Raw genomic sequence first — 24,771 nt, 5'->3', positions numbered from 1 at the left:
AAAACGCCATTCTCTGATGTAACTATCTGTTATTCCCAGTAAAGTGAGTTTATTCCCACCTTTACTGGGATTTCCCCAGATATCTCCTTCAGGGATGTTTAGTATTGAGGTAACTTTGGTCAACCCGCAGTCTCGTCGTATTACACGTTCTGATGTTGCTCGCGAAGCAGGAACTTCTGTGGCGGTAGTGAGTTACGTCATTAATAATGGGCCACGGCCCGTTGCTCCTGCCACTAAACAGCGCGTGCTTGATGCGATTAAAAAAACCGGTTACCGCCCCAATGAGATTGCCCGATCATTAGCGCGTGGGACCACTCAAACCTATGGCTTAATTGTTCCCAATATTTCCAACCCTTTTATCTCTTCAATGGCCCATGCTCTGCAACGTGAAGCCTTTGCCAACGGGCAAGTGTTGTTATTGGGCGACGCGGGAGATGACCGACAGCGCGAACGCGAACTTATCAATAATCTGCTGCATCGTCAGGTTGATGGTTTGTTGTATACCAGTGTTGACCGCCATCCCTATATCGAATTAATTCAGGCTACTGGTACGCCTTTTGTCATGCTCGACAGAGTCGACGATGCACAACAGATCAGTGCTATTCGTGTGGATGAACGCGCTGCGGCATTTCAGGCAACTCAACATCTGATTGACCATGGTCATCGTGACATCGCCATTATTTGCGGCCCGCTGGACATGCTCAACACTCAAGATAGATTGAACGGCTGGCGCGATGCATTGCAACAAGCAGGGCTAAAAGTACGTAATGAGTGGGTTTTTTCGACCACATATACCCGCCCCGGCGGGTATCAAGCCGCGCAACAAATGTTGAAAGGGGCATTGCCACAGGCACTTTTCGCCACCAATGAATTACAAGCATTAGGTTGTTTACGCGCGATGGCCGAGCATAATCTGATCGCACCGAGAGATCTGGCGCTTATCTGTTTTAACGGCACCATTGAGTCTGAATATAACGTGCCCTCATTAACGACCGTACGCCAGCCGTTGGATGCCATGGCGAAAACCGCCATCGAAATGCTAAAAAATTGGGACGGTAAACCGACTATTCGTGAATTCGATTTTTCGCTGCAAATCGGTGAATCCTGCGGTTGTTCCCATACCCAAAGAAATTGATTTCCCATTATAAAAGTTAAAAACATGCGTTTAATTATTGATTGTGACCCAGGAAATGGCGTACCCGGCGCCAATGTCGATGATGGTTTGGCACTCGCACTTGCCATCGCCGCCCCAGAAATAACATTAGAATTAATCACTATCGTGGCGGGAAATACCCCAAGCGAAGTAGGATTTTCTGTTGCCCATGATTTAGTGAGCCGTCTGGGATTAGATATCCCCATCATTCGAGGCGCGTCGCAAGCTCTGGTGGAGCCAGCGGCACTTTGGCGCGATAAACTCGATAATGGTGCTGCCAGAAATGGATTAACCGCACTTTGGCAACAAACACCCGTGCCACCCAAGGTGGCTTCCGGCGCGCCGTTAGCGGCCCACGCCATCGGTGAGTTAATTTGCAATAACCCCGGTGAAATAACCTTAGTGGCTATTGGCCCACTGACAAATATCGCCCATGCCATGCAGCTTTACCCGCAAATGGCGTCATCGGTGGCAGAAATTGCTATCATGGGAGGTGTCTTTAATGTCGAGGGTTATCTTAAAGACACTAATTTTGGTATCGATCCCGAAGCTGCACATGTGGTGCTGACCAGCGGTGCTAACATTACACTAGCACCTTTGGATGTCACTACGCAGACCCAAATGCTGCATCAAGATTTGGATAAGATAGCGCAAATTGACTCGCCACTCAGCCGCTATCTGGTAGAAACCCTGCGCCCGTGGATCAGCTACTCGATGCAAACACGCGGTCTGCCGGGCTGTTGGGTTCATGACGCATTGGTTGTCGCCTGGTTACTGGATAAAAGCATTGTAGCCACCACTCGCGACTATATTGATGTTGCGCTGGGAGGGGCACTGACCCGTGGTATGACATTACGCTTTAGCCCGGAGAATCTGCGTTTGGATGTCGGCATTCCGGCCCCACAGGGCAAACCGGTAAAAATACTGCAAACCGTTGATAATAAAAGGCTTCTGGATACTATCTATCAATCCTTAAGCAATTTCACCTATGCCCAAAATAATTCGAGTTGCAGGAAGACGGCAACTGAGAAAATCCCCGGGAGCTTACACAAGTAAGTGACTGGGGTGAGCGAAGGCAGCTAACGCACATGCAGCTTGAAGAATGACGGGAATAATCTGGAGCCACTCACCACAATCTGAGACTGACCATGCTGACACTGCTTCATCTGCTTTCATCCGTCGCCCTGCTAGTGTGGGGCACACACATCGTCCGTACAGGTATTATGCGGGTTTATGGTGCTGATTTACGCCGAGTTCTGAGCGCCAGTATCCAGAAAAAACCAACGGCATTTATGGCTGGGATTGGCGTCACCGCGCTGGTACAAAGCAGTAATGCTACGGCGTTACTGGTGATTTCCTTTGTCTCTCAGGGACTGATTTCATTGTCCCCTGCCCTGGTGATTATGCTAGGGGCCGATGTCGGCACCGCACTCATGGCGCGGGTGCTGACCTTTGATCTCTCCTGGTTGTCGCCCCTGCTGATTTTGGGCGGGGTAATTGTCTTCCTCGGGCAACGCAAAGCGCGTGTGGGCCAGATGGGGCGAGTGTGTATTGGTCTCGGGCTGATTATTCTGGCGCTGCAACTGATTGTCACCGCTGCCGGGCCGATTACACAGGCGACTGCGGTTCAGGCTATTTTCTCCTCCCTGACCGGCGATACCATTCTGGCGCTACTGATTGGCGCGCTGTTTGCCATGATCAGTTATTCCAGTTTAGCTGCCGTGCTGCTGACCGCGACACTCGCGGCCACCGGTCTGGTGCCGCTGAATATCGCGCTCTGCATTGTAATTGGTTCAAATCTGGGCAGCGGATTTCTGGCCTTAATCAGTAGCCGTGGGCAGAATGCCGTCTCCCGTCAAGTGGTGTTGGGGAGCCTGCTATTTAAGGTTATTGGCTGTATTTTGGTGCTTCCCTGGATCAATATGTTAGGGCAATGGCTGTTCGGGCGAGACTTACCTGCCGCCGAAGTGGTTATTTACTTCCATGTTTTCTATAACCTGCTGCGCTGCTTGTTGATGTTGCCACTTGTTGGAGTGATGGCTCGTATTTGTAGCCGGTTAGTCAGTGATGATCCCAATACCGCACAACCCTCAGCACCGCGCTATCTCGATATTACCGCTATCGATACTCCGTCACTGGCATTAGCCAACGCAGTACGGGAAACCCTGCGCATGGGGGATGTGCTAGAGCAGATGTTATTTCGCTTTAAGGAAGTGTTGGAAGGTAATAAACAGCAAAAGCATGAAGTGAGCTTGTTGGAAGATGAAGTCGACATGCTGTATAGCGCGATAAAACTGTATTTAGCCCAAATTCAGCAAGATGAATTAGGTGAGATTGATTCACGGCGATGGGCTGAAATTATTGATACCGCAGTCAATCTGCAGCAAGCGGGCGATATTATTGGCCGCATGACCTCGGATGTCGCCGCCAAATCACTCAATGCGCGTAAGCCGTTTTCAGCCGAAGGGTTGGAGGAATTAAATACCCTGCATGCCCGGTTGGTGACGAATCTGGATTTAGGGATGTCAGTGTTTTTATCGCGCGATATCAATAATGCCAAGCGCCTGCGCCGCGCCAAACATCGTTTTCGCTTACTAAACCGCCGTTACTCTCATGCTCACGTTGAGCGCTTGCATCAACAAAACGTGCTAAGTATTGAGACCAGTAGCTTGCATATGGGATTATTGGGGGATATGAAGCGCTTGAACTCATTATTCTGTTCAACGGCATATCATGTATTAGAAGTGCAAGAAGAAGCATTGGATTAAGTCAAAAATGGGGAGTAAAAACGCTCCCCAAATTATCTTAGATAAATAGCATTAAGAAAATATATCCAAAACATTTAACCAGCCCAATCTGCAAGAATTTGCTGTGTGGTTTTTACAGTAATACGATTTCCCGGAATGGCAAGTTCGGACCAAACTTCATTATGTTGCGCGATAAGCTGCTGGGCTGTGACGTGTTGCCTATCCGCAGTGGTATGGGCATCAGAGGCAATGGTCAGAGCGTATCCCTTGCTAGCTGCAATTTTAACTGTGGTATCAACACAATAATCCGTGGCACAACCGCAGATAGTGAGATGAGTCGCCCCCAATTTAGCAATAACATTATCGAGTGAAGTTCGATAAAACGAATCACAAGCCGTTTTGTTCACAGATATTGCGCTTTCAGGGTGATGAAGCTCCGGCAATAGCTGCCACAACTCACTCCCCTCGGTCATTTCATCTTCAATGTGCTGTATGAAAATAACCTGGTCAGCATGATCTATCAGTTGATTAATACGGGCTACTCTACCGGCGCTATCAAAACGAGGATTAGCTAAAACGCCATTTTGCATATCAATGACGACAACCACTTTTTCTCGACCCATAGCCAACCTTTGCCTTTTATGCGAAATATTGACCTAAGTTAAAACAAAATCAGCTGGAACAACATAGGTTAAGTAAATTCAGGCTTTATCCCAAAGGCTAACTCTAGAACAGAACAGACTGGTCTCTGCCGCTATTTTTCGCCTGATAGAGGGCTTTATCTGCTAACTCAATGGCATCATCAAATGAGCTATCTTTGACATACAAAGCGGCACCAATTGAGATAGTAATGTTTAAAGAGTGGTTGTCCGGAGTAAAAAATAGGGTGTCTCGAATATGTAAAATAATTCGTTCCAAAATCTCACTAGCAATCTTTCTATCAGCAGTATGAATCAACAACAGAAACTCCTCACCACCATAACGCCCCAGAAAATCATTTCCTCTAATTATTGATTTCAGCTCCTGAGCAATATCATATAAAATTTTATCACCCGCCGAGTGACCATGACCATCATTGACCTTTTTGAAAAAATCTATATCAATCAAAGCAATAAAGCAGTCTTTTCGTGTTTGCTTAAAATTATCCAAATGACGATTGATACTAAATCTATTCGGTAGCTTAGTGAGTTGGTCAGTCGAGGACTGAAATTTCAGAATAGAGAATTTGCTGAATGTTTTTTTAAAGCGGGTAAAAATCAGATAGAGCATTGAGAGTAGGATGATACTCATTGCTGATTTAAATATGGAACGAGGAAGAAATCCCAAATGTACTAGCCTATCAAAATTAAGGGCTATATTTATGCACTGAGGAATGAATATCGAGAGAAAGAAAGTATAATATTTTTTGTTATCCCAAATTTTCAGTGCTATTGATAAGAACATAAAGGACATTATAAAAATATCATAAAACGGTGATAAGCCGAACACAAAAATAGCATGAATAACATAACTGACCAATAATGAAATGGGGCCGAAAACCAATGCGGTAAGCACAATCGGACTGATGATCAATCCATACAGTGTAGTACTGGTTTGATTATGAAAATCGGCCAGGTAAGTTGCTGTAAAACCTGCAATTATCCCCATCAAAATTTTATAATGAAGTTGATTGGGATCTTTTCGGGTAAGAATATATAGATAAGGTAACGAGATACAAAAATAGATAATGCACACCGCATTAAAAGAACTGGTCAAAACACTTTGTATCAGTTGAAACATAATGAAATCTTCTGTACATAATAAAACCGATTATGATAAACATCAGTCGGAAATTCAGAGAGGAAATACTGATGACATTGGTTGTTTTTGTCTAAGATTACATATGGCATCATAAAGAAAAAGATTATAGCTCAAAAAGTGTTTTTTTATAAATAACTTATTCATCGAGTATTTTATTTTTAATAATTTTAAATAAAAATTATCTTACCATGACATTTTAAACCAACATAACAAGCATAGACAGGATTTAATAATTTAAAAACACCAATAATATGATATTACGCACCTCTAAAGATACCCAATAATAGACAATCAGCCGCTAAGCTGATTATCTAATTAACCTTTATCTTAGACTGACTGTAGTCAGGATTATTTCTGCAAATGCAATGTTGTCATACAAGTTTGGCTTTCAGCTTGGGTCGCAAAAGGTGATATCGCTTTGAGACCTTGATAGCTCATTTCAATCGTCCCTTCTATATTACGTGGTAACCACACACCAATAAAACCATTCTGATAGCTGCTCAGTGTATCTTGCAGAATAACTTTCCCGGCTTTATCAGTAATTTTCACATCAAATACGGTATCAGCCAATTCACCACGACAGCCTGATAAACTGTGGTTAAAACAGGGATGGGTTTGGTTTATATAAGGAGCAAATGAGAGATAGAACTTATCTCCCACCGGGAAAGAAAACTGCTGCTGCCCATCTGATAATTTTAATTCAGTCCCTGTTACCGCAGCTGAATAGGACAAAGGCCGTTCTTGTTTGGATTGATCGATAGTTTCAATCATCTGCTCAGTGGTTTTTCCAGATAAACCATGTTGAGCCAAAAATTCTGTTTGTGTCGTCGCCAAGGCGAAATGGCTGAAAGTGACGGCGGCTAAAGCAATAATAGCCAGTCGGGCAGTTGAAGCAAATGTCTTTTTCACTGTCATGGTATCCTTCCGGTAAGAGGAAAATATTTAGGTAAGTTGGAATCATGACCGATAATTTAAACCCTCCCCCAAGGGGAGGGTCAAAGACAGATTTGAATGGAAACGTAAGCTATTGTATAGAAAAGAATTTTATTGATCCAGATCAAACTAAAACTGTGATACTCCTCTCAAACAGTTTTAATTAATATCCGGATGTTGAGCAATCAGATTCTTTCTTTTTTTCTCAAGCTCCACTATTTGCTCGTCAATATCCTCAATATTTTGTTCAATGTGATCATGATGTTCCTGCAATATCTCTTTGGCTTCGGCCTTATCTGAAGCCGCAGGTGTAGCCCCTTTCAACGGCTTATTTGCCGTTTCCTTCATAAACACCCCAGTAACCAAACCAATAACCGCTACCACCATCAGATAATAAGCTGGCATAAACAGATTCTGAGTGGTTTCAACCAACCATGCGGCTGCTGTCGGTGTCAGGCCTGCAACCAATACAGAGATATTAAAGGCAATAGCCAGTGCGCTGTAGCGAATATGGGTTGGGAACATTGCCGGTAATATCGATGCCATCACACCGGTAAAGCAGTTAAGTAAAATCGCCAGAATCAACAAGCCACAGAATATCAAACCGATAATGCCACTGTTAATCAAAATGAAGCTTGGGATAGCGAGAATAAACAGCCCAATACTGCCGCATATAACAAAAGGTTTACGGCCAAATCGGTCACTCATTAACCCCATGACGGGCTGAACAAATAACATACCCAACATGATGGCAATAATAATTAATACACCGTGATCTTCTGAATAATGCAGGCTGTGAGACAGATAGCTCGGCATATAGGTCAGCAGCATGTAATAAGTGACGTTAGTTGCAATCACCATACCGACACAAATAGTCAGGTTCTTCCATTGTTTAGTCAGAATTTCGCGGAAAGAAACCTTCGGTGGCTGAGCAATATTATGGCGCGAGTCGTTATCTATTTTGTCGACGTGTTGCTGGAAAGTCGGTGTTTCTTCCAGCGCATGGCGCAAATAGATACCAATAAGCCCTAATGGGGCTGCCACAAAGAACGGGATACGCCATCCCCATTCAAGGAAACTAGCCTCGCCGACAATACTGGATATCAGTAATACAACTCCCGCCCCAAGAACAAAACCGGCAATGGAACCAAAATCCAGCCAACTGCCGAGGAAGCCACGTTTTCTGTCCGGTGAATACTCAGCAACAAAAATAGCTGCACCGGTATATTCGCCGCCAACCGAAAAGCCCTGCGCCAATTTGGCTAATAACAGCAAGATGGGCGCCCAAATACCTATCGAAGCATAGGAGGGAATCAACCCAATACAGAAGGTACTGACTGACATAATAATGATGGTGACTGACAGAACTTTTTGTCGCCCATACTTATCACCCAATGCACCGAAGAATAGGCCACCGAGAGGCCGAACCAGGAAAGGAACGGAAAAAGTCGCCAGTGCGGCAATCATCTGAATACCGGGGTCAGCGCCGGGGAAAAACACCTGACCAAGTGCAAATGCGACAAAACCATAGACCCCAAAGTCGAACCACTCCATAGCGTTGCCCAGCGCAGCTGCAGTGATAGCTTTCTTTAGTTTAACATCATCAATGATCGTAATGTCGTTGATTTGCATAGGTTTAACACTTTTTCTTCGTAGTCCCATTTTTTCTTCCTTATGTTCCTGATAGTTCCACTGCATAAAGTATGAAAATGATGGTGCGCAGCAATACCCAATTAGTATTAAAATTTCGTGAGATATTTATAAGAATAGTTGTAAAACGAGGAGGTGCGTAGGTGACCTAGCCTGCAATTATTAAGATATATTAACTTATTATCACCCAAAATGCATTAATAACAACCATAAAATAACGAAAAAAATGGATTTTTATATCAAATTCACTATAAAAATCAGATACATATTTTATGCTGCGACCAACTACATAAGTGAAGCTTATACGCCAGATAAACTTCTCTCATGGTCACTAATCAGTCAAACTCGAAGATATAGCATTGTCAGAGGAACTCTTCAGATCATTTGAAATCGATCAATCTGTCTCTGTTGACGATAATGCCCCCGCAATCATCATTCATCTCACTATCTTATGTACCATACTCCGCGATATATGGTTTCTTGGCAAAATATAGCTATCAAAATATAGCTATATAGATGTTTTCTTTCTTACTTCTTCATCCATTTCCCATATATGCTCGAGATGCTCATTGATTATACCATAAGTGTTTTTTGCAAAAATCATGTGCTCTCTTCTTTCATCCCCAATAATAACTAAGATACATAATGTTGACTATCAGGTTTTTTATTTTAGACATAAAATCGTCTTGCGATATCTGATATAAGATGAATACAAAATCACTGAGGTATTCTTCACAGCCAAAAATCTATATTAATATTACGGACTAGAAAAATAGCGTTGCAACACTATTTTGAAAAAAATCGGTATGCCGCATAAAACCCGGAGTCAATAAATCAATAATAATGATGCTGCCATCGCAATATTTTAACCTCACGAAATTTTGACATTAAGAAAACATATAGGCCACATCAAATAGCAATATTTATATCAGAGTGATTAAACATCTATCACTAATAAATATCCATAAAAATAATGATCTTTTTTACTACTAAACGCAGGTATTCATCTCAACGAATGAATGATAAAAGGCGAGGAGTTGATACACAAACCTCGTTCAGGTTTTCAGATATCAACTCGTCGCCGACTATAGCACTTTAGTGCGGGAAATCGGATTTTGGTTAATTAATGCTGTGGGTCATTATCCGAAGGCTGTTTACGCGATTTTGCCCATTCGCGTAACCGCTGAATATGCAGATACAGGGCAGGAATAAACAAAATTCCAACAGCGGTGGCCATCAACATCCCGCCAAACACAGTGATACCAATAATCTGACGACTCATTGCTCCCGCACCACTGGCAAACACCAACGGCATCACGCCAAGGATAAACGAGATTGCCGTCATCATCACCGCGCGGAAACGCTGTTTGGCGCCATCTTGTGCTGCCTGTGCAATAGTCGCCCCCTCTTCCCGCCGGGCTTTGGAGAATTCGACAATCAATATCGCATTCTTGGCCGCCAGCCCTATCAAGAGCACCAGTCCGATTTGTGCGTACACATCATTGGCAAAGCCCATCGCTGACAACCCTGCAACCGCACCGCCTACCGCAAATACCACCGAGAGGATCACCACCAGCGGTATGCTCCAGCTTTCATACTGAGCCACCAGGAACAGGTAAGCGAACACTAACGCCGCCAGATAAATAAACACGACCTGCCCGCCGGTTTGCTGCTCTTGCCATGACATCCCGCTCCAGCTATAGCTATAACCTTGCGGTAAATTCTGTGCCAATAGCGCCTCCATCGCCGCCATTGCCTGTCCAGAACTGGCCCCATCAGCCGCAGATCCGCTAATCGCTACCGAGGGGAACTGATTAAAATTACTGATAAACGGCGCGCCAACTGAGGGGGTCAAAGTGACTAGATTCGCTAAACTGACCAATACGCCGTTATCACTGCGCACATTTAAACTGTTGATCTGCGCGGTACGCTGACGGAAATCCATATCATTTTGTAATTGCACTCTAAACATACGGTTATTGAGGGTGAAATCACCGGCATTCATCCCCCCAAGTGAGGTCTGTAAAGTCTGGAAAATACGGCTAACTGGCACCTGTAATAACGCCGCACGATCGCGATCAATACTTAGGTTAGTTTCAGGGACTGAAGCACTGAAGGTGGTAAATACCCGGCTCAGTTTTGGGTCTTGATTAGCAGCAAAAATAACCCCCTGACTCACCTGTGCCAGTTCCTGTGGGGTTTGCCCCAACAGGGCTTGAATCCGCAAATCAAAACCCGAAGCACTGCCTAAACCGGCAATCGCCGGTGGGTTAACTGCCATGATCATCGCGGAGGGAATGGCCGCCAGATTGGCCTGAATACTCGCCAGCACCTGATCAATATGTGGCCGTTGCCCCCAAGGTTTGAGCATCACAATCGCAAAACCGGCATTCGGCGAATTATTGCCACTAAGCAAGCTGAACCCAGTGATTTTGATCACATCCTCGACCGCATCATTGGCAGTGACCTGCTGGTACATCTGCTCCATTACCGTCTGTGTGCGATTCAAAGACGCCCCATCGGGCAGCTGCAAGCTGACAAAGAAATAGCCCTGGTCCTCTTCCGGCAAGAATGAGGTCGGCAAGCGGCTATAGCCCCACCAGGTTGCCAATCCCACCAACAGCAATGCGGCAATACTGAATACGGCGCGGCTACTGATTCGTCCTGTTAATGAGACATAGCCATCACGGGCACTGTCCAACCCGCGGTTGATACCACCAAACACGCCGGTAGTCGACAACGTACGGCGCTTAAGTAATACCGCACATAGCGCGGGGCTCAAGGTTAATGCATTGATACTGGATAAAATAACCGCTGCCGAGAGGGTGACAGCAAACTGTCGATACAGCTCTCCAACAATGCCGGGCAAGATAGCAATGGGCACAAATACCGCCATCAGCACCAGTGTGGTGGCAATAATTGGCCCTGCAATCTGGCTCATTGCCTGTTTGGTTGCTTGCGCTGGGGTGAGATCTGGATCATTTGATAATAAACGCTCGACGTTTTCGACCACCACAATGGCATCATCCACCACAATAGTCAGGGCCAAGATAATAGCAAATAGACTGAGCGTATTTGCTGAATAACCAAAGACATACAACACAGCAAAGGTGCCCAGCAGTGAAACCGGAATGGTGAGCGCGACAATGAAGGTCGCCCGCATACTTTGTAAAAACAGATACACCACCGCTAACACCACAATCAGCGTCAATGTCAGTGAAAGCGCGATTTCGTGCAAGGTTGCGGTGACCGGCAAAGTGGAATCGTAGTTGATTTCATAGGTCAGATCGGGAGGGAAAGAGGCTGACAGGCGAGCCATCTCATCCCGCACGCCATTTGCCACATTTAACGCATTGGCACCGGGTACCGGATAAACTACCAAAAAGGCTGACTCAGTTTGGTTTTGTGCCGCACTGACTTGATAGTTTTGCGCCCCGAGCGCCACGCGTGCAACATCACCCAGCCGAATCATTCCCCCCTGGGAATTGCTGCGAATAATGACATTGGCAAATTCCTGAGGGTCACTTAGCCGCCCTTGCCCGCTAATGGTCAGGGTTTGCTGCTGGTCTGGCGTCGACGGCGACGAGCCAACCTGTCCTGCTGCTGCCTGCACGTTCTGCTGTTGTAATGCAGCTACAATGTCCTGCACGCTAACATTCAGAGACTCCATGCGTTGCGGATTCAACCACACGCGCATGCTGTAATCCCTCGCACCAAACACCTGCACATCACCCACACCATTGATTCGCGCAATAGCATCACGCAGCTGTATGCTGGTGTAGTTACTCACAAATAAGGCGTCATGAGTCTGTTTCGGTGAAAAGACACTCACACCTAGTAGCAGGTTAGAAGCGCGTTTGCGCACTGAAATACCGTTCTCATTCACTTCAGCCGGGAGCTGAGCGCTCACCTGAGAAATACGATTTTGCACCTCAACCGCCGCCATATCGGGGTCAGTACCGCTGGCAAAAGTAATACTCAGTTGATAGCTACCGTTATTGCCACTGGTGGACTCCATATACAGCATATTGCTGACACCATTGACCTGAGCCTCCAGCGGCGACGCAATAGCTTGCGCCACATCGCGGGCACTGGCTCCCGGATAAACAGCACTGACCGACACAACCGGCGGCGTGATATCCGGATATTGTTCGACTGGAATCACATGCAGTGACACCCAGCCAACAAGGGTTATCACTAGCGCAATAACAATGGCGAATTTGGGGCGACGAATAAAGAAATGTAGCATCTGTCCTTCCTCTTAGTTCGCAGTCAGTGGCGTCGCAACACTGGCGCTCACTGTCATACCCGGACGAACATGCTGTAGCCCCGACACAATCACTCTCTCGCCCACTTTCAGCCCATCTTTCACTTCATATTGCTGTTCAAACTGCTCGCCGAGGGTAACCGGCCGCACTTCTACCTGATCTTTGTCTGTAACTACCAACACAAAATGGCCCTGCTTATTCTGTTGCAATGCGGCAATTGGGATGGCGGTAACCGCTTTTGCCGTTTCGGCAGCCAGCGACACATTCACCACCCCACCGGGCAATAACAAATGTCGAGGGTTATCAAAACGGGTGCGAATCGTCACCGTGCCGGTCTGTTTATCAATTTGATTATCAACAGATTCAAAAATACCGCTTTCTGGATATTGCTTACCATTTGCCAGTTGAATATGCGGAGTAAAATGCACAAATGCCAATGCGCTGTTGTCGCTGGTAGAGGCGGCGCCGGTGGTGGATAACTGATAAGTGGCAGTGATGTAATCTCTTTCATTTACCGCTATAGCCACCCGAATAGGGTCAAGTTGTACAATACTCACTAAGGTGCCACTGGCTGGGTTAATTAAACTGCCAACATTGAAGCGACTATGACCAATTTGGCCGCTAATCGGAGCATAAATACGGGTAAAACTGAGTTGCAGTTGCTGAATCTGTAAGTTTGCTTGCGCCTGAGCTACCGCCGCTCGATTGATATCTCGCTGCGCTTGAGCTTCATCGACCTCAGCCTGGCTGACCGAGCGGTTATTGCCTAAACGCTGTAAGCGGGTGAAATTCACCTGCGCATGGTTGGCGCTGGCGGTTGCACTGTCTAACTGGGCTTGTGCCTGAGTCACAGACGCCTGATGCAAAGCTGGATCAATTTCATATAGGAGATCACCCTGCTTAACCATCTGGCCTTCAGTAAACAATCTGTCGGCAATAAATCCTTCTGTTCGGGTTGTTACATCCACTGCCTGAATAGCTTCCACCCGTCCGAGAAACTGCAATGCGCTATCAGGAGTTGCTGAGGTCACCACTGCGACTGTCACCGCCGGTAAAGGTGTTGCGGCATTGACGCTATGAGTGCTAATACCCAGTATTAATACAGCAGCATATACGGGCAGATAATCGCGCCGAGCACATAAGACTCGCTGCACGTTAAGCATTATCGTGTCGCGAACCCAATTTAGTGTAGACATGGTCATTCATTCCTTGCTCTCGGCGGGTAATTAATTTCGACAGGATGTAAAAAGCTTAGCTTGATTAATAATAATCTGAAGTCACTTTAACGCCTTGCGACAAAAATTCATATTGTTGACCGCTACCAGGGCCATAACCATCTCAGTACACCTAAATAGATTCATAGCGCAGTAAATAGGGTAGGTAAATCGCATATTTGGCTTTATTCTCATTCTTTTCGAAAGAAAAAAAGCAAGAAAACATCATATTATTCTAAGCTCAAATAATAAGTCAGATGAATTATGCTAGTTTGTATTGCCTCTGAGCCTTCATTTCCTGTGGATTAAACCGATATTTAATAAGTATGCCCCAGAGATTTCCAGTTACCGGGAGATGCAGTAAGCGAGAAATTAATCAGTCTGGAGCCAATTTGGACGATGACGGGTATAAAGGAATTGACTATGACAAACTCCACCCCGCCAGAACCGCGGGCAAGAGGGGAAAATGTTTTCTTTGCCAAGCGGACTTTGCAAGCCATGGCATTGCTAGTTGCGGCAACGATTATTATTGCCGCAGCGGGCATTATCTACATCGCTTCACAATTAAATGAACAGGCGGTATCTCAAAGTCGGTTTATGGTGGAAAAAGCATGGGAAATGCGCCAAAAATCCATAAAAGCCAGAATAAAAGATAACGCTTTTTGGGGGGATGCTTATAAACATTTGCATGTCACAGTTGACTCTGACTGGGCCTTTATCAGCCAAAATATGGGGCCATCACTTTACAAAAACTTTGGGTATGAGGGTATTTTTGTTATTGATGGGCAAGGTAACTCTCGTTATTCCGTCATTAACGGCCAATTGGCGGATACCCGCCTACAAGACTGGCTCCACGAAGATATTACGCCGTTTATAGATTCGGTGCGTAGTCAGGCTGAAAAAGAGTATGCAGCCACGGAAATCATCAATGTGAATGGGCTACCGGCAGTCATTGCTGCGGCCGCCATCACCCCTGGCAATGACCCTCGAGTTCAAGCAGTTGCTGGCCCGCCGTCAGTCCTGGTCTTCGCCAACTTATTGACCCAAAGTGAGTTGAATATTCTGGGGGAGAATTACGGTCTTCATAAACTCCGCATTCCCCAAGATGAAAAAGATGTCGCGTCCAATCCCTCAGTACAATTATCGTCGAATGACAACAGTAGTGTAACCCTGCTTTGGAATCAAAACATGCCAGGCGCTCAACTACTCAATATCTTGCTGCCACTGCTGGGATTGGTTGCCTTGGTGCTTGGACTGAGCGGTTGGTGGGTTCTGCGCCGTGCCATGACCGAGGCACGCGCTGCCGATGAAAATAAAGCAGCGTTAATCGCCAGCGAAGAGCGCTTTCGTCACGTGGCGGAAGCGGCCACTGATTGGCTGTGGGAAACGGATGCCGATCTACGCATCACTTATCTATCTCAACGATTCTTAACTATTACCGGGCTAAGTGTTGAGCACTGGCTGGGACGTAATCTCGATTCACTGTTAAATTGTGACGTGATCCCGCTGCGCTCCTGGCTGCAATACACACATTTGACTGAGTCGCGCAATGAGCTGCAATGCACTTATTTCTCAGCCAAAGGCGACAAACGTATTTGTCGGATTTATGCCAAACCTATCATTAAAAATGACCAAAACATTGGTTTTCGGGGTACCGCGTCGGACATCACCCGAGAGATAGAAGCGCAGGAGCGAATCCAACATCTTTCTCTCCATGATGCACTGACCGGTTTACCCAACCGCCTGCGAATGAAAGAGTTTTTGGAAAACAAACTGCGCAACCTGGCCGCTGCACCGCATCCGTTAGCTATCCTCAATGTTGATCTAGATCAATTCAAACCAGTTAACGATACTTTCGGTCATGTCGCGGGCGATCAGGTGTTACATCAGGTGTCTGAACGCCTGAGAAGCTGTTTGCGCGATCAGGATTTAGTGGCTCGCCAGGGAGGGGATGAGTTCATTCTGATTATTAGCGGACTATCTTCAACCAAAGAAATAGAACAGCTCTGTGCCCGTGTTATCTCACGTATCGAAAGCCCATATCTCATTAATGAGAAAGATATTTTCATCAGTGCCAGCATCGGTATTGCCTTAGCACCGCGAGACTCTATGCAAGCTGAGGAGCTGTTGCGTTTTGCTGATATTGCCATGTATGAGGCTAAAAACAGTGGCAGCAACCGTTGGAGTTTCTATTCCAGTGAAATGAATGACCGCCTGATGCAGCGCAGTGAACTGGAACGCTTCTTGCGCCAGGCGATTAAGCATAATGAATTCAGTCTTTACTATCAGCCGCGCTATCGTATTAAAGGAACGCAACTCACCGGAGCTGAAGCACTGGTGCGCTGGAACCACCCAGTATTGGGGCTGCTGATGCCAGACCAATTTATTGCTCTGGCAGAAGAAACCGGCCTTATCACTGCCATCAGTGATTGGACAATGCTTCAGGCCTGTCAGGATGCGGTAACATGGCCGGCATCACTGATTATATCAGTCAATATTTCTGCTATTGAATTCAGAAGCCAACGGCTAATTGAACGAGTACGGCAAGTCCTACTGTTGAGCGGGTTACCCAGTCATCGGCTGGAACTGGAAATCACTGAGCGGATAATGATTGAAGATGCAGATGGAGCATTTAAAACCATGACAGCCTTGAAAGCCTTGGGTGTGCGTTTATCAATGGATGATTTTGGAACCGGATATTCGTCACTAAATTATCTGCGTCGTTTCCCCTTCGATGGTCTGAAAATTGATAAAAGCTTTATTGATGAACTCACACAATCCCATGAGGGTCAGTCGATTGTGGAGGGTATTATTAACCTCGGCCATGCCTTGTCCATGACCGTGACCGCTGAGGGGGTTGAAACCACAGCACAACTTGAGCATTTGCAAACGTTAATGTGTGATGAGGCTCAGGGTTATCTGTTAGGAAAACCGATGAAATTAAGTGAGCTGTTAAATATTACTCATCAGGCTGGATACAGTGAATAACCTTTCAAGAGTTACCGCTCAGCCTCCAGATTAATAGCCTCACAGAGGCTGAACGGTAATAGGTATTTTACGAGGCGGGTTGGCTTTTGGCTTTGAAATTAATAATGTCGTAGACCAATCCATCTATTGTACTTTTTACTTCATCAGCGGTAATAGGTTCACCACTGTTACTCACTTCCTTACCATAAGCTTTACGTACCACGACAATGACCGGTTTTCCGGTATTGGAGTCGATAACCTGTACTTCCAGGTAAAGTGCGGCTTGTTGTGCCCTATTACCACTGGCTGCCATGGTTCCGGCAATAACAGCGGCGATAGGTATCATCTCATAGACTTCAAGATTTTTATCTTCGGCGGAAACAGCAGTAATGGCGGCCCGAACAATCAGTGTATTACGTCTTTTCGGAGAATTGACTAGCGGCAATTGGTGGCTAATAGCTTCTTTAAGTCTTTTATTCGCGTAAGCCAGTATTTCGTCTAATGTTTTCTGATTTACTCGATAAGTAGGTGTAGAACTTGGATAATAGACCAATGGTGTATAATAAACACCGGTGTATTTCTTAGCATTAAAATCAGGGGAGACCCACCTTAATACTTTTTGGCCACTCGCGGATTCAGCTTCTTGTAACTTACTATAATCACTAATAAAACCGGAGTATTGCGCGCTGGTTGTTACGTTTGAAGTGCATCCTGCCACAAATATTCCGATGGTAAATAACGCCGCTATTTTATAACTATTCAGAATGGCCATTGTATTTTCCTATATGTTTATTAGGGAACTAAAAAACAGGGATGTAGAAAAAGACCAAGAAGACAAAAAAATGACAGTTCTCTCCATTCAAATTTTAAACCATGCCAAAACATTTGCTGAATATTATTTAAATAATAAAAAGCCTCCCAAAGAGGCTCATAATTAATTTGAATTTGGAAATAAAATCAGGCGAGACTTAATACGTCAGGGTTTCCAATTGATACAGACCATCAAGGAAGGCTGGCACAAAACTCCCCGGCCCTGCAACGTGTTGAGAGACTTGCCCTCCCACCTGCGACATAATCCGACAAGCGGTCGCAACATGGTGCAAACGGTCCCCTTCTAGCGCACAAAACGCCGCCACTACCGCAGACAACGCGCAGCCGGTTCCGACCACACGAGTCATTAGCTTATCGCCACCGGTCACTGCAACATCGCGCTGGCCATCAGTGATGTAATCTACCTCTCCCGTCACCGCAACCACTGTCTGGACGCGCTGTGCTAATTGGCGAGCTGCCGGTAATGCCGCCCGTGACGTATCGACACTATCAACACCACGCCCCATGGTTGCCATACCACTCAATGCCATGATCTCTGAGGCATTTCCGCGTATAGCCGCAGGTTTTAGGGTGAGTAAATGACGGGCAAAATCAGTGCGATATGCCAGACCACCCACAGCAACCGGATCGAGTACCCATGGCGTGCCCGCTTGATTCGCCGCGGTTATCGCGCTCAGCATCGACTCTGCTCGCGCCCGATGCAAAGTACCAATATTAATAAGCAAACTGTTCGCCATCGTACTGAATTGCGCCGCCTCTTGTGGCTCTACCACCATCGCAGGGAAAGCCCCCAGTGCGAGTAACACATTGGCTGTAAATGACTGCACCACTTCGTTGGTCAGACAATGTACCAATGGCGGCGTGGCACGAAATTGCTGTAAGCAAGCGCTGGCCTGTGCATCTGGGAATAAATCCATCAAATAATCCTCCAATAGCCACTTTTGGTCGCACCAACTCTAACAAGGCAACCTTTCTGTTGTAGTCGTTTGATATTACCTGTGATCAGCTGCGCGCAGCCGCTATTAATGCCTGCCCCAGCGCCAGACCACCATCACCGGCTGGCAGGCGCTGGGGCATCAATAGCTGGAAATCATGCAATTGTTCGCAGAGTAATTCACGGAGCAATCGGTTATGCAGCACGCCGCCAGAAAATGCAATAGTTTCAATGCCAAAGCGCTGTGCTGCCTGTCGGGCCAAAGTTGAAAACCCCTGTGCGAGAGCGAAATGGAAAGCATAAGCCCTTTCAGCCGGTGCAGCATCAAAAGCCAGCCATTGACGCCAAAAGGTCGCTAAGTCCAATTGATTATCGCGCAGCGGCACAGTTACGGGAGGAACTGCTCTGGAACTTTGCCATGCCAGTGCCTCCAGCAGACATGCCGCCTCACCCTCCCAGCTGATGATCTGCGGTACAATATTTAGCGCCGCCGCTACCGCATCAAATAGTCGCCCCGCCGACGAGGCTAATGGCGCATTAATACCGCGCACAATCGCTCGCGCCAGTACTTCACCCTGCGATTGAGGGATAGCCCCCGCTTCCGGCAAGTTTTGCCAATTCGGTACAAAGCGCTGAAACTGCGCCAGTAAATTGCGCCACGGCTGACGTGAGGCTAGATCCCCACCGGGTAAGGACACCGCAGGCAAACCGCCAACATATTCACAATTCACATAATCCACTCGTAGGCATTCGCCGCCCCATAACTTCCCTTCCGCGCCATATCCCAACCCGTCCAGCGCCAAGCCTATCACCTCACCAGCTTGACGCGGCCAACCATGTTCTGCCAAGCAAGCTGCCAAATGAGCATGATGATGCAGCACTTCCACGCAGGGAATGTTGTGCTGTGCCGCCCATTCTTGACCAAATTGGTGACTAACATAATCGGGGTGCGCATCCACCACCACCGCCTGCGGGGTAAAATGATAAATATCGCAAAATAGCGCGAGTAACTGCTGCTGTTGCTGCGCAATATCGCGATCGTCCAGATCACCCAAATGCTGACTTAGCACCGCGTTGCTGTCTCGCAGCAAGCAAAAGGTATTTTTCATATCGGCCCCCAGCGCCAAAATAGCGGGTTGCTGGCTAAACCCTGGCGGCAGCTCGAAAGTGTCTGGTACATAACCTCGGGCACGGCGCAGCATTTCAGCCCCGCGCGGTGTCAGGCGCACCAATGAGTCATCTGCGCGTTGCACGATTTCCCTATCGTGCAGCAGCCAGTGATCGGCAATGTCACTCAAGGCACTCAGGGCCTGTTGATTACTCAGTGCAGGCGGCTTACCTCTACCATTACCGGAGGTCATCACCAACGGGCGCGCCACTTGTTGCAGCAGCAAATGTTGCAGTGGGTTAGCAGGCAGCATCACGCCAATTTCGGGTAACTCGGGCGCGAGCGCGGCACAAAGTGGGCTTTCCGGCGACTTTGCCACCAGAACTATCGGGGCGGCCGGGCTGCGTAGTAAACCGAGCAATGCAGCATGATCAGCACTTGGTACACAGCTTTGCAACCAGTCGGTATCCGGTAACATTACCGCCAACGGCTTAGATGGCCGATGTTTACGCGCGCGCAAGCGGGCCACGGCGACAGCATTGGTGGCATCCACCGCCAGATGAAAACCACCCAATCCTTTGACGGCCACAATTTCGCCCGCCAACAGCGCAGCAGCGGCTTGCTCTAGTGCGGAAAACCCCTGCGCCACGGCCTGCCCGTCAGCTCTCGTCAGCCACAGTTGCGGGCCACAATCCGCACAGGCATTGGGCTGGGCATGAAAACGGCGGTCTGCGGGGTGATCATATTCGGCCTGACAAGCCGTACACAACGGGAATTTACTCATGGCGGTAAAGGGGCGGTCATATGGCATGCGCTGGATAATAGTAAAACGTGGGCCGCAATGGGTGCAGTTGATAAAGGGATAATGGTAGCGACGGTTAGTGGGGTTATTCATTTCACTCAGGCAAGCATCACAGGTCGCGGCATCCGGTACAATTTGGGTGTCCATCTGCCCGGCCCCGCTGTGCTGAATGACGAAATCCAGCGGCGGCTGCGCCCAGTGGTAGGGCGTGGTGGCGATGCTGTCAATATGCGCCAATGGCGGGCAATCTTGTGGCAATGCTTGTAAAAAATCCGCCACCGCTGGGGCTTGCCATAGGTGAACCGTCACCCCCGCGCTGTCGTTACTGACATCCCCTTGCAGCCCAAAACGGTGAGCAAGTTGCCAGATATAAGGGCGAAAACCCACCCCTTGCACTTTGCCCTTTATCCGCAGACTAAGACCGTTTTTATCCACAGAAACTCCTTCACGAGGTTGCTAGCAACCTATTTTATAGCCAGGAGATTGCGGGGCGACTGCACCGATGGGCACTCCGACGACTTACGTCGCTACGACCCATTCGGCACATTTCCCCACTTATCAACTTGTTAATCGCCTGTTACTTCCATGACAAATGGGATCCCAAAAGTCATTGGAGTTGCAGGTAGGCAGCGAGTAAGTAAATCCCGATGAGCTGACACTAGTCAGTGATTCGGGTGCGCGACCGCAGCTAACACCCTTGCGGCTTCCATGACAAATGGGATCAGCAGATTCGAGGTAGCGGCTCATCTAACGGCAAATCCAGTTTACGTGAAACACCAAATGCGCCGCATAACCGCACCTGTTTATTCTCAGTCACCTGCCCGATTACTGCGGCATCACGGCCCAGTGGATGGCGCTGTAATTCAGCTAAAACAGCATCTTGCGCCTCAGGTGAGACCACCAGCACCAGCTTGCCCTCATTGGCAAAGTTGAGTGCATCTAGCCCAAGTAATTCGCAAATGCCGCGTACCGCCGGTTTTAATGGTAAATCCGCTTCGTTGATTTCCATCCCACAGCCGCTGGCGGCGGCAAATTCGTGCAGAATTGCCGTAACCCCACCGCGAGTGGCATCACGCAGCGCTCGCACACCCGCAATATGGCGTAGTGGCGCAATCAACGGTGCCAGTAGCGCGCAATCACTGGTCAGTTCCACCTCCAACCCCAAACCTTCGCGTAGATTCAGGATGGTTGCGCCATGATCACCTAGGGTGCCGCTGACGATGATCCGATCGCCCACACGGATCATCGCCGTTCCCCACTGGATATCCGCTGGGATCACGCCGATGCCAGTGGTATTGATAAAGATCTTATCCGCCGCGCCGCGCTGAACCACTTTGGTATCGCCGGTGACTATCTGAATGCCCGCTTGCTGTGCGGTGACCGCCATTGAATGCACAATGCGCTCCAGAGAAGCCATCGGTAGCCCTTCTTCCAGAATAAAACCACAGGAAAGATAACGCGGAGTCGCGCCACTCACCGCCACATCATTGGCCGTGCCGCACACCGCCAGTTTGCCGATGTCACCGCCGGGAAAGAAAATAGGATCAATCACATAGCTGTCGGTCGATACCGCCAGTCGATCTCCCTGTATAACCAGATCCGCCAGCGCAATACGCGCCTGATCTTCCCGCTCATTCAGTGCCGGATTAGAAAACGCCGCCAAAAACAGAGATTCGATCAAGCTCTGCATTGCCCGCCCGCCACTGCCATGTGCCAGGGTAATCTCTTTTTTATTCATTTAGTTGTGACCCATTGAAGATAATACCCAAAGTAATTGGAGTAGCAGATAGGCAGCAAGCGAACGCATCCCGATGAGCTTACACAAGTAAGTGATTCGGGTAAGTGAACGCCGCTAACCCCCTGCGGCTTCAAGTACGAAGGGCTATCGGTATTGGTGATAGGCAGAGCAAGCCCCTTCGGAGGAAACCATCAGCGCCCCAAATGCATTATCTGGTGTGCATTCGCCACCAAACAGCGGACATTGATCCGGTTTGCAACGTCCGGTCAGTACATCGCCGCAACGAGATCGCGGATCATCTGCCACTCGCTGCTGCTGCGGGGTGAAACGCTGCTCAGCATCAAACATCTGATAAGCCGGGCTAAGTTGTACACCGGAATCGACGATTTCGCCCAATCCACGCCACTCGCTGCGCTCTTTGGTTACAAATACCTCGGTCAGCGCCTGTTGTGCTAGCAAGTTACCGCTGTCGGGAACAATGCGCCGATATTGGTTTTCAACCTCACAGCGCCCACTGACCATCTGCTCCAGCAGCATCACCAGCCCTTGCAAAATATCCAGCGGCTCAAAGCCGGTGACCACCAGCGGTTTATTGAATTGGCTGCATATGAAGTCGTATGGCGTAGTGCCGATCACCATGCTGACATGGCCGGGTGCGAGGAAACCGTCAATGCGCACATCGGGTTGTTGTAGCAGGCTGCGCAAGGTCGGAATGATGGTGATGTGCTGGCAGAACACGGTGAAATTGGTCAGCCCCAGTCGTTTGGCCTGTTGCAGTGTTAAGGCCGTGGCGGGCATGGTAGTTTCAAAACCGAGGCCGAAAAATACCACTTCGCGATCCGGATGCTGCTGTGCCAACGTCAGGGCATCCAGCGGCGAGTAAACCACACGGATATCTGCTCCGCGCCGCTTGGCATCCAGCATTGAGCCATTACGCCCCGGCACCCGCATGGCATCGCCGTAAGTGCAGAAAATCACCTGTGGGTGAGCGGCAATTTCCAGGCAACTGTCGATACGGCCCATCGGCAATACACACACCGGGCAACCCGGCCCGTGAACAAATTCCAAACCGTCTGGCAGCAGTTTATCCAGACCAAATTTGAAGATTGCGTGCGTGTGGCCGCCACACACTTCCATAATTTGTAGCGGCAAGCGTTGTTGATCGGCAAGTTGTGGCAGTAAGTTTTCGATCCGCTGTAATAATGCACTGACCAGTGCCGGATCGCGGAATTCATCAACGTAGCGCATCATTAGCCCCGCTGGCGACATCATCCAGATCCAGCCCAACAGCTTGCATATGGGCTAATGCCGCCAGTGTTTGCTGGGCTTCTTCTTCATCAAGCAAGCTCATAGCAAACCCGACATGCACCAATACCCATTGGCCGAGCAGATCAGACGGTGACTCGTCGCACACCAACGCGATATTGATTTCACGTTTGACACCGCTCACTTCCACCCATGCCAGTTGATGGATATCTTCCCCCACCCCTATAATTTTGCCGGGTACGCCTAAGCACATCGCTGCGCCTCCAGCCATTCAAGCCACATATCCATTCCCTCGCCACTACTGGCTGACAGCGCAATCACCTGAATTTCAGGATTCACCTGACGGGCATAATGAATACACTGCTCAATATCAAAATCCAGATACGGCAGCAGGTCGATTTTGTTGATAATCATCAGAGTGGAAGCGGCAAACATATGGGGATATTTCAGCGGTTTATCTTCGCCTTCCGTCACCGAAAGCACCGCCACTTTATGCCGTTCGCCCAGATCAAAGCTGGCCGGGCATACCAAATTACCCACGTTCTCAATAAACAACAGGCTGTCATTACTAAGATTCAAGCGGTCCGCGGCATCATGCACCATCTGCGCATCCAGATGACAGCCTTTGCCGGTATTGACCTGAATCGCCGGGACACCGGTGGCGCGAATGCGTTCGGCATCATGAGTCGTCTGCTGATCACCTTCAATCACCGCGCAAGGCACTTGCCCAGCCAGCAGTTGCAAAGTGGTGGTCAACAGCGTGGTTTTGCCGGAACCGGGGCTGGAAACCAAATTCAGCGCCAGAATATGTTGCTCGACAAAATGCTCACGGTTATGGCTGGCTAAATGATTATTTTTGCTCAGCACATCTTGCTCGATCTGTAACAAACGGCGCTGCCCCATGCCCGGCGCATGGCTACCGGCTTCACCCTGACCATAATGCAGCCCTTGCTGGTCAGCATGAACTTGCGGGGTGAAAGGCTCGGTGGCAGGGACGTCTGTGTTATCGGGTACGATGTGTTCAGATGCAATGGTCGCCATCGGCTCTGGCGCTTTGCCATGATAGTGATGATGAACATCGCCCTGATGGTAATAGTAGTGGTGGTGAACAATCACCGGTTGTGTCCCCTTGGCAACATATTTTTGTTTATGTTTATGCTGAATCTTTTGCGCCGAAGTATCACATTCATGCTGATCATGGTGGTGATGATCGCGGTGGTGGCCGTCATCGTGATGATGGTGGTGATCGTCATGGTGGTCGTGGTGGTGATCATCATGTTGATGATTGTCGTCGCCCTCGATCTTTCTCTCGCCGCTGGCGCAACCACAAGTCGTACACATAGGAATTCACTCCTTCAGA

General features: G+C 48.1%; 17 protein-coding genes. 4 read left to right on the top strand and 13 right to left on the bottom strand.

Annotation, left to right across the window (positions count from 1 at the left end; genetic code table 11):
* The first annotated feature begins 178 nt into the window (after nt 1–178).
* From ACF3VQ_RS03085 to ACF3VQ_RS03075, 3 genes are all read left to right on the top strand, one after another.
* Nucleotides 179–1,135 carry a LacI family DNA-binding transcriptional regulator gene (locus ACF3VQ_RS03085; protein WP_392435429.1) on the top strand — a complete coding sequence of 319 codons (957 nt, stop codon included), beginning with the start codon at nt 179–181 and terminating at the stop codon, nt 1,133–1,135.
* 24 nt (nt 1,136–1,159) lie between these two features.
* Nucleotides 1,160–2,209: a nucleoside hydrolase gene (locus ACF3VQ_RS03080; protein WP_392433350.1), complete on the top strand. Its 1,050-nt coding sequence runs from the start codon at nt 1,160–1,162 to the stop codon at nt 2,207–2,209.
* 92 nt (nt 2,210–2,301) lie between these two features.
* On the top strand, nt 2,302–3,921 hold the full coding sequence (locus tag ACF3VQ_RS03075) for a Na/Pi cotransporter family protein (RefSeq protein ID WP_392433349.1): 1,620 nt from the start codon (nt 2,302–2,304) through the stop codon (nt 3,919–3,921).
* 74 nt (nt 3,922–3,995) lie between these two features.
* On the opposite strand, the gene ACF3VQ_RS03070 is transcribed toward ACF3VQ_RS03075, so the two are convergent.
* From ACF3VQ_RS03070 to ACF3VQ_RS03045, 6 genes are all read right to left on the bottom strand, one after another.
* Nucleotides 3,996–4,523: an isochorismatase family protein gene (locus tag ACF3VQ_RS03070; protein ID WP_392433348.1), complete on the bottom strand. Its 528-nt coding sequence runs from the start codon at nt 4,521–4,523 to the stop codon at nt 3,996–3,998.
* Nucleotides 4,524–4,626: 103 nt separating this feature from the next.
* On the bottom strand, nt 4,627–5,679 hold the full coding sequence (locus tag ACF3VQ_RS03065; protein WP_392433347.1) for a GGDEF domain-containing protein: 1,053 nt from the start codon (nt 5,677–5,679) through the stop codon (nt 4,627–4,629).
* A 369-nt stretch (nt 5,680–6,048) separates the two neighbouring features.
* The gene (cueP, locus tag ACF3VQ_RS03060; protein ID WP_392435428.1) at nt 6,049–6,609 is read right to left on the bottom strand and encodes a copper-binding periplasmic metallochaperone CueP; all 561 of its coding nucleotides are present in this window, start codon (nt 6,607–6,609) and stop codon (nt 6,049–6,051) included.
* A gap of 183 nt (nt 6,610–6,792) precedes the next feature.
* Nucleotides 6,793–8,265, bottom strand: coding sequence for a glycine betaine/L-proline transporter ProP (proP, locus tag ACF3VQ_RS03055; protein ID WP_392435427.1), 1,473 nt, complete (start codon nt 8,263–8,265; stop codon nt 6,793–6,795).
* Between the two features lie 1,141 nt (nt 8,266–9,406).
* Nucleotides 9,407–12,532: an efflux RND transporter permease subunit gene (locus ACF3VQ_RS03050; RefSeq protein ID WP_392433346.1), complete on the bottom strand. Its 3,126-nt coding sequence runs from the start codon at nt 12,530–12,532 to the stop codon at nt 9,407–9,409.
* 12 nt (nt 12,533–12,544) lie between these two features.
* Nucleotides 12,545–13,747: an efflux RND transporter periplasmic adaptor subunit gene (locus ACF3VQ_RS03045; RefSeq protein WP_392433345.1), complete on the bottom strand. Its 1,203-nt coding sequence runs from the start codon at nt 13,745–13,747 to the stop codon at nt 12,545–12,547.
* A gap of 441 nt (nt 13,748–14,188) precedes the next feature.
* Here ACF3VQ_RS03045 and ACF3VQ_RS03040 point away from each other — a divergent pair, with 441 nt between their 5' ends.
* Nucleotides 14,189–16,753: an EAL domain-containing protein gene (locus ACF3VQ_RS03040; RefSeq protein ID WP_392433344.1), complete on the top strand. Its 2,565-nt coding sequence runs from the start codon at nt 14,189–14,191 to the stop codon at nt 16,751–16,753.
* 67 nt (nt 16,754–16,820) lie between these two features.
* On the opposite strand, the gene ACF3VQ_RS03035 is transcribed toward ACF3VQ_RS03040, so the two are convergent.
* From ACF3VQ_RS03035 to hypB, 7 genes are all read right to left on the bottom strand, one after another.
* Nucleotides 16,821–17,504: a DUF3313 domain-containing protein gene (locus ACF3VQ_RS03035; protein WP_392433343.1), complete on the bottom strand. Its 684-nt coding sequence runs from the start codon at nt 17,502–17,504 to the stop codon at nt 16,821–16,823.
* A gap of 196 nt (nt 17,505–17,700) precedes the next feature.
* Nucleotides 17,701–18,480, bottom strand: coding sequence for a hydroxyethylthiazole kinase (gene thiM / locus ACF3VQ_RS03030; RefSeq protein ID WP_392433342.1), 780 nt, complete (start codon nt 18,478–18,480; stop codon nt 17,701–17,703).
* Between the two features lie 85 nt (nt 18,481–18,565).
* Entirely contained in the window at nt 18,566–20,842 is a 2,277-nt protein-coding gene (gene hypF, locus ACF3VQ_RS03025; protein ID WP_392433341.1) for a carbamoyltransferase HypF, read from the bottom strand.
* A gap of 286 nt (nt 20,843–21,128) precedes the next feature.
* Entirely contained in the window at nt 21,129–22,145 is a 1,017-nt protein-coding gene (hypE, locus tag ACF3VQ_RS03020) for a hydrogenase expression/formation protein HypE (RefSeq protein WP_392433340.1), read from the bottom strand.
* Nucleotides 22,146–22,289: 144 nt separating this feature from the next.
* A complete protein-coding gene (gene hypD / locus ACF3VQ_RS03015; protein ID WP_392435426.1) occupies nt 22,290–23,393 on the bottom strand; it encodes a hydrogenase formation protein HypD in 1,104 nt (367 codons plus the stop codon).
* Nucleotides 23,380–23,664 carry a hydrogenase maturation factor HybG gene (gene hybG / locus ACF3VQ_RS03010; RefSeq protein WP_392435424.1) on the bottom strand — a complete coding sequence of 95 codons (285 nt, stop codon included), beginning with the start codon at nt 23,662–23,664 and terminating at the stop codon, nt 23,380–23,382. Before hybG ends, hypD begins: the two co-directional genes overlap by 14 nt.
* Nucleotides 23,655–24,752: a hydrogenase nickel incorporation protein HypB gene (gene hypB / locus ACF3VQ_RS03005; protein WP_392433339.1), complete on the bottom strand. Its 1,098-nt coding sequence runs from the start codon at nt 24,750–24,752 to the stop codon at nt 23,655–23,657. Before hypB ends, hybG begins: the two co-directional genes overlap by 10 nt.
* Nucleotides 24,753–24,771: the final 19 nt, after the last annotated feature.

Source organism: Yersinia fenwicki (assembly GCF_043099325.1).
Lineage (GTDB): Bacteria > Pseudomonadota > Gammaproteobacteria > Enterobacterales > Enterobacteriaceae > Yersinia.
Note: the sequence above shows the minus strand (reverse complement) of the source record. Positions and strands in the feature narration are given on the sequence as shown.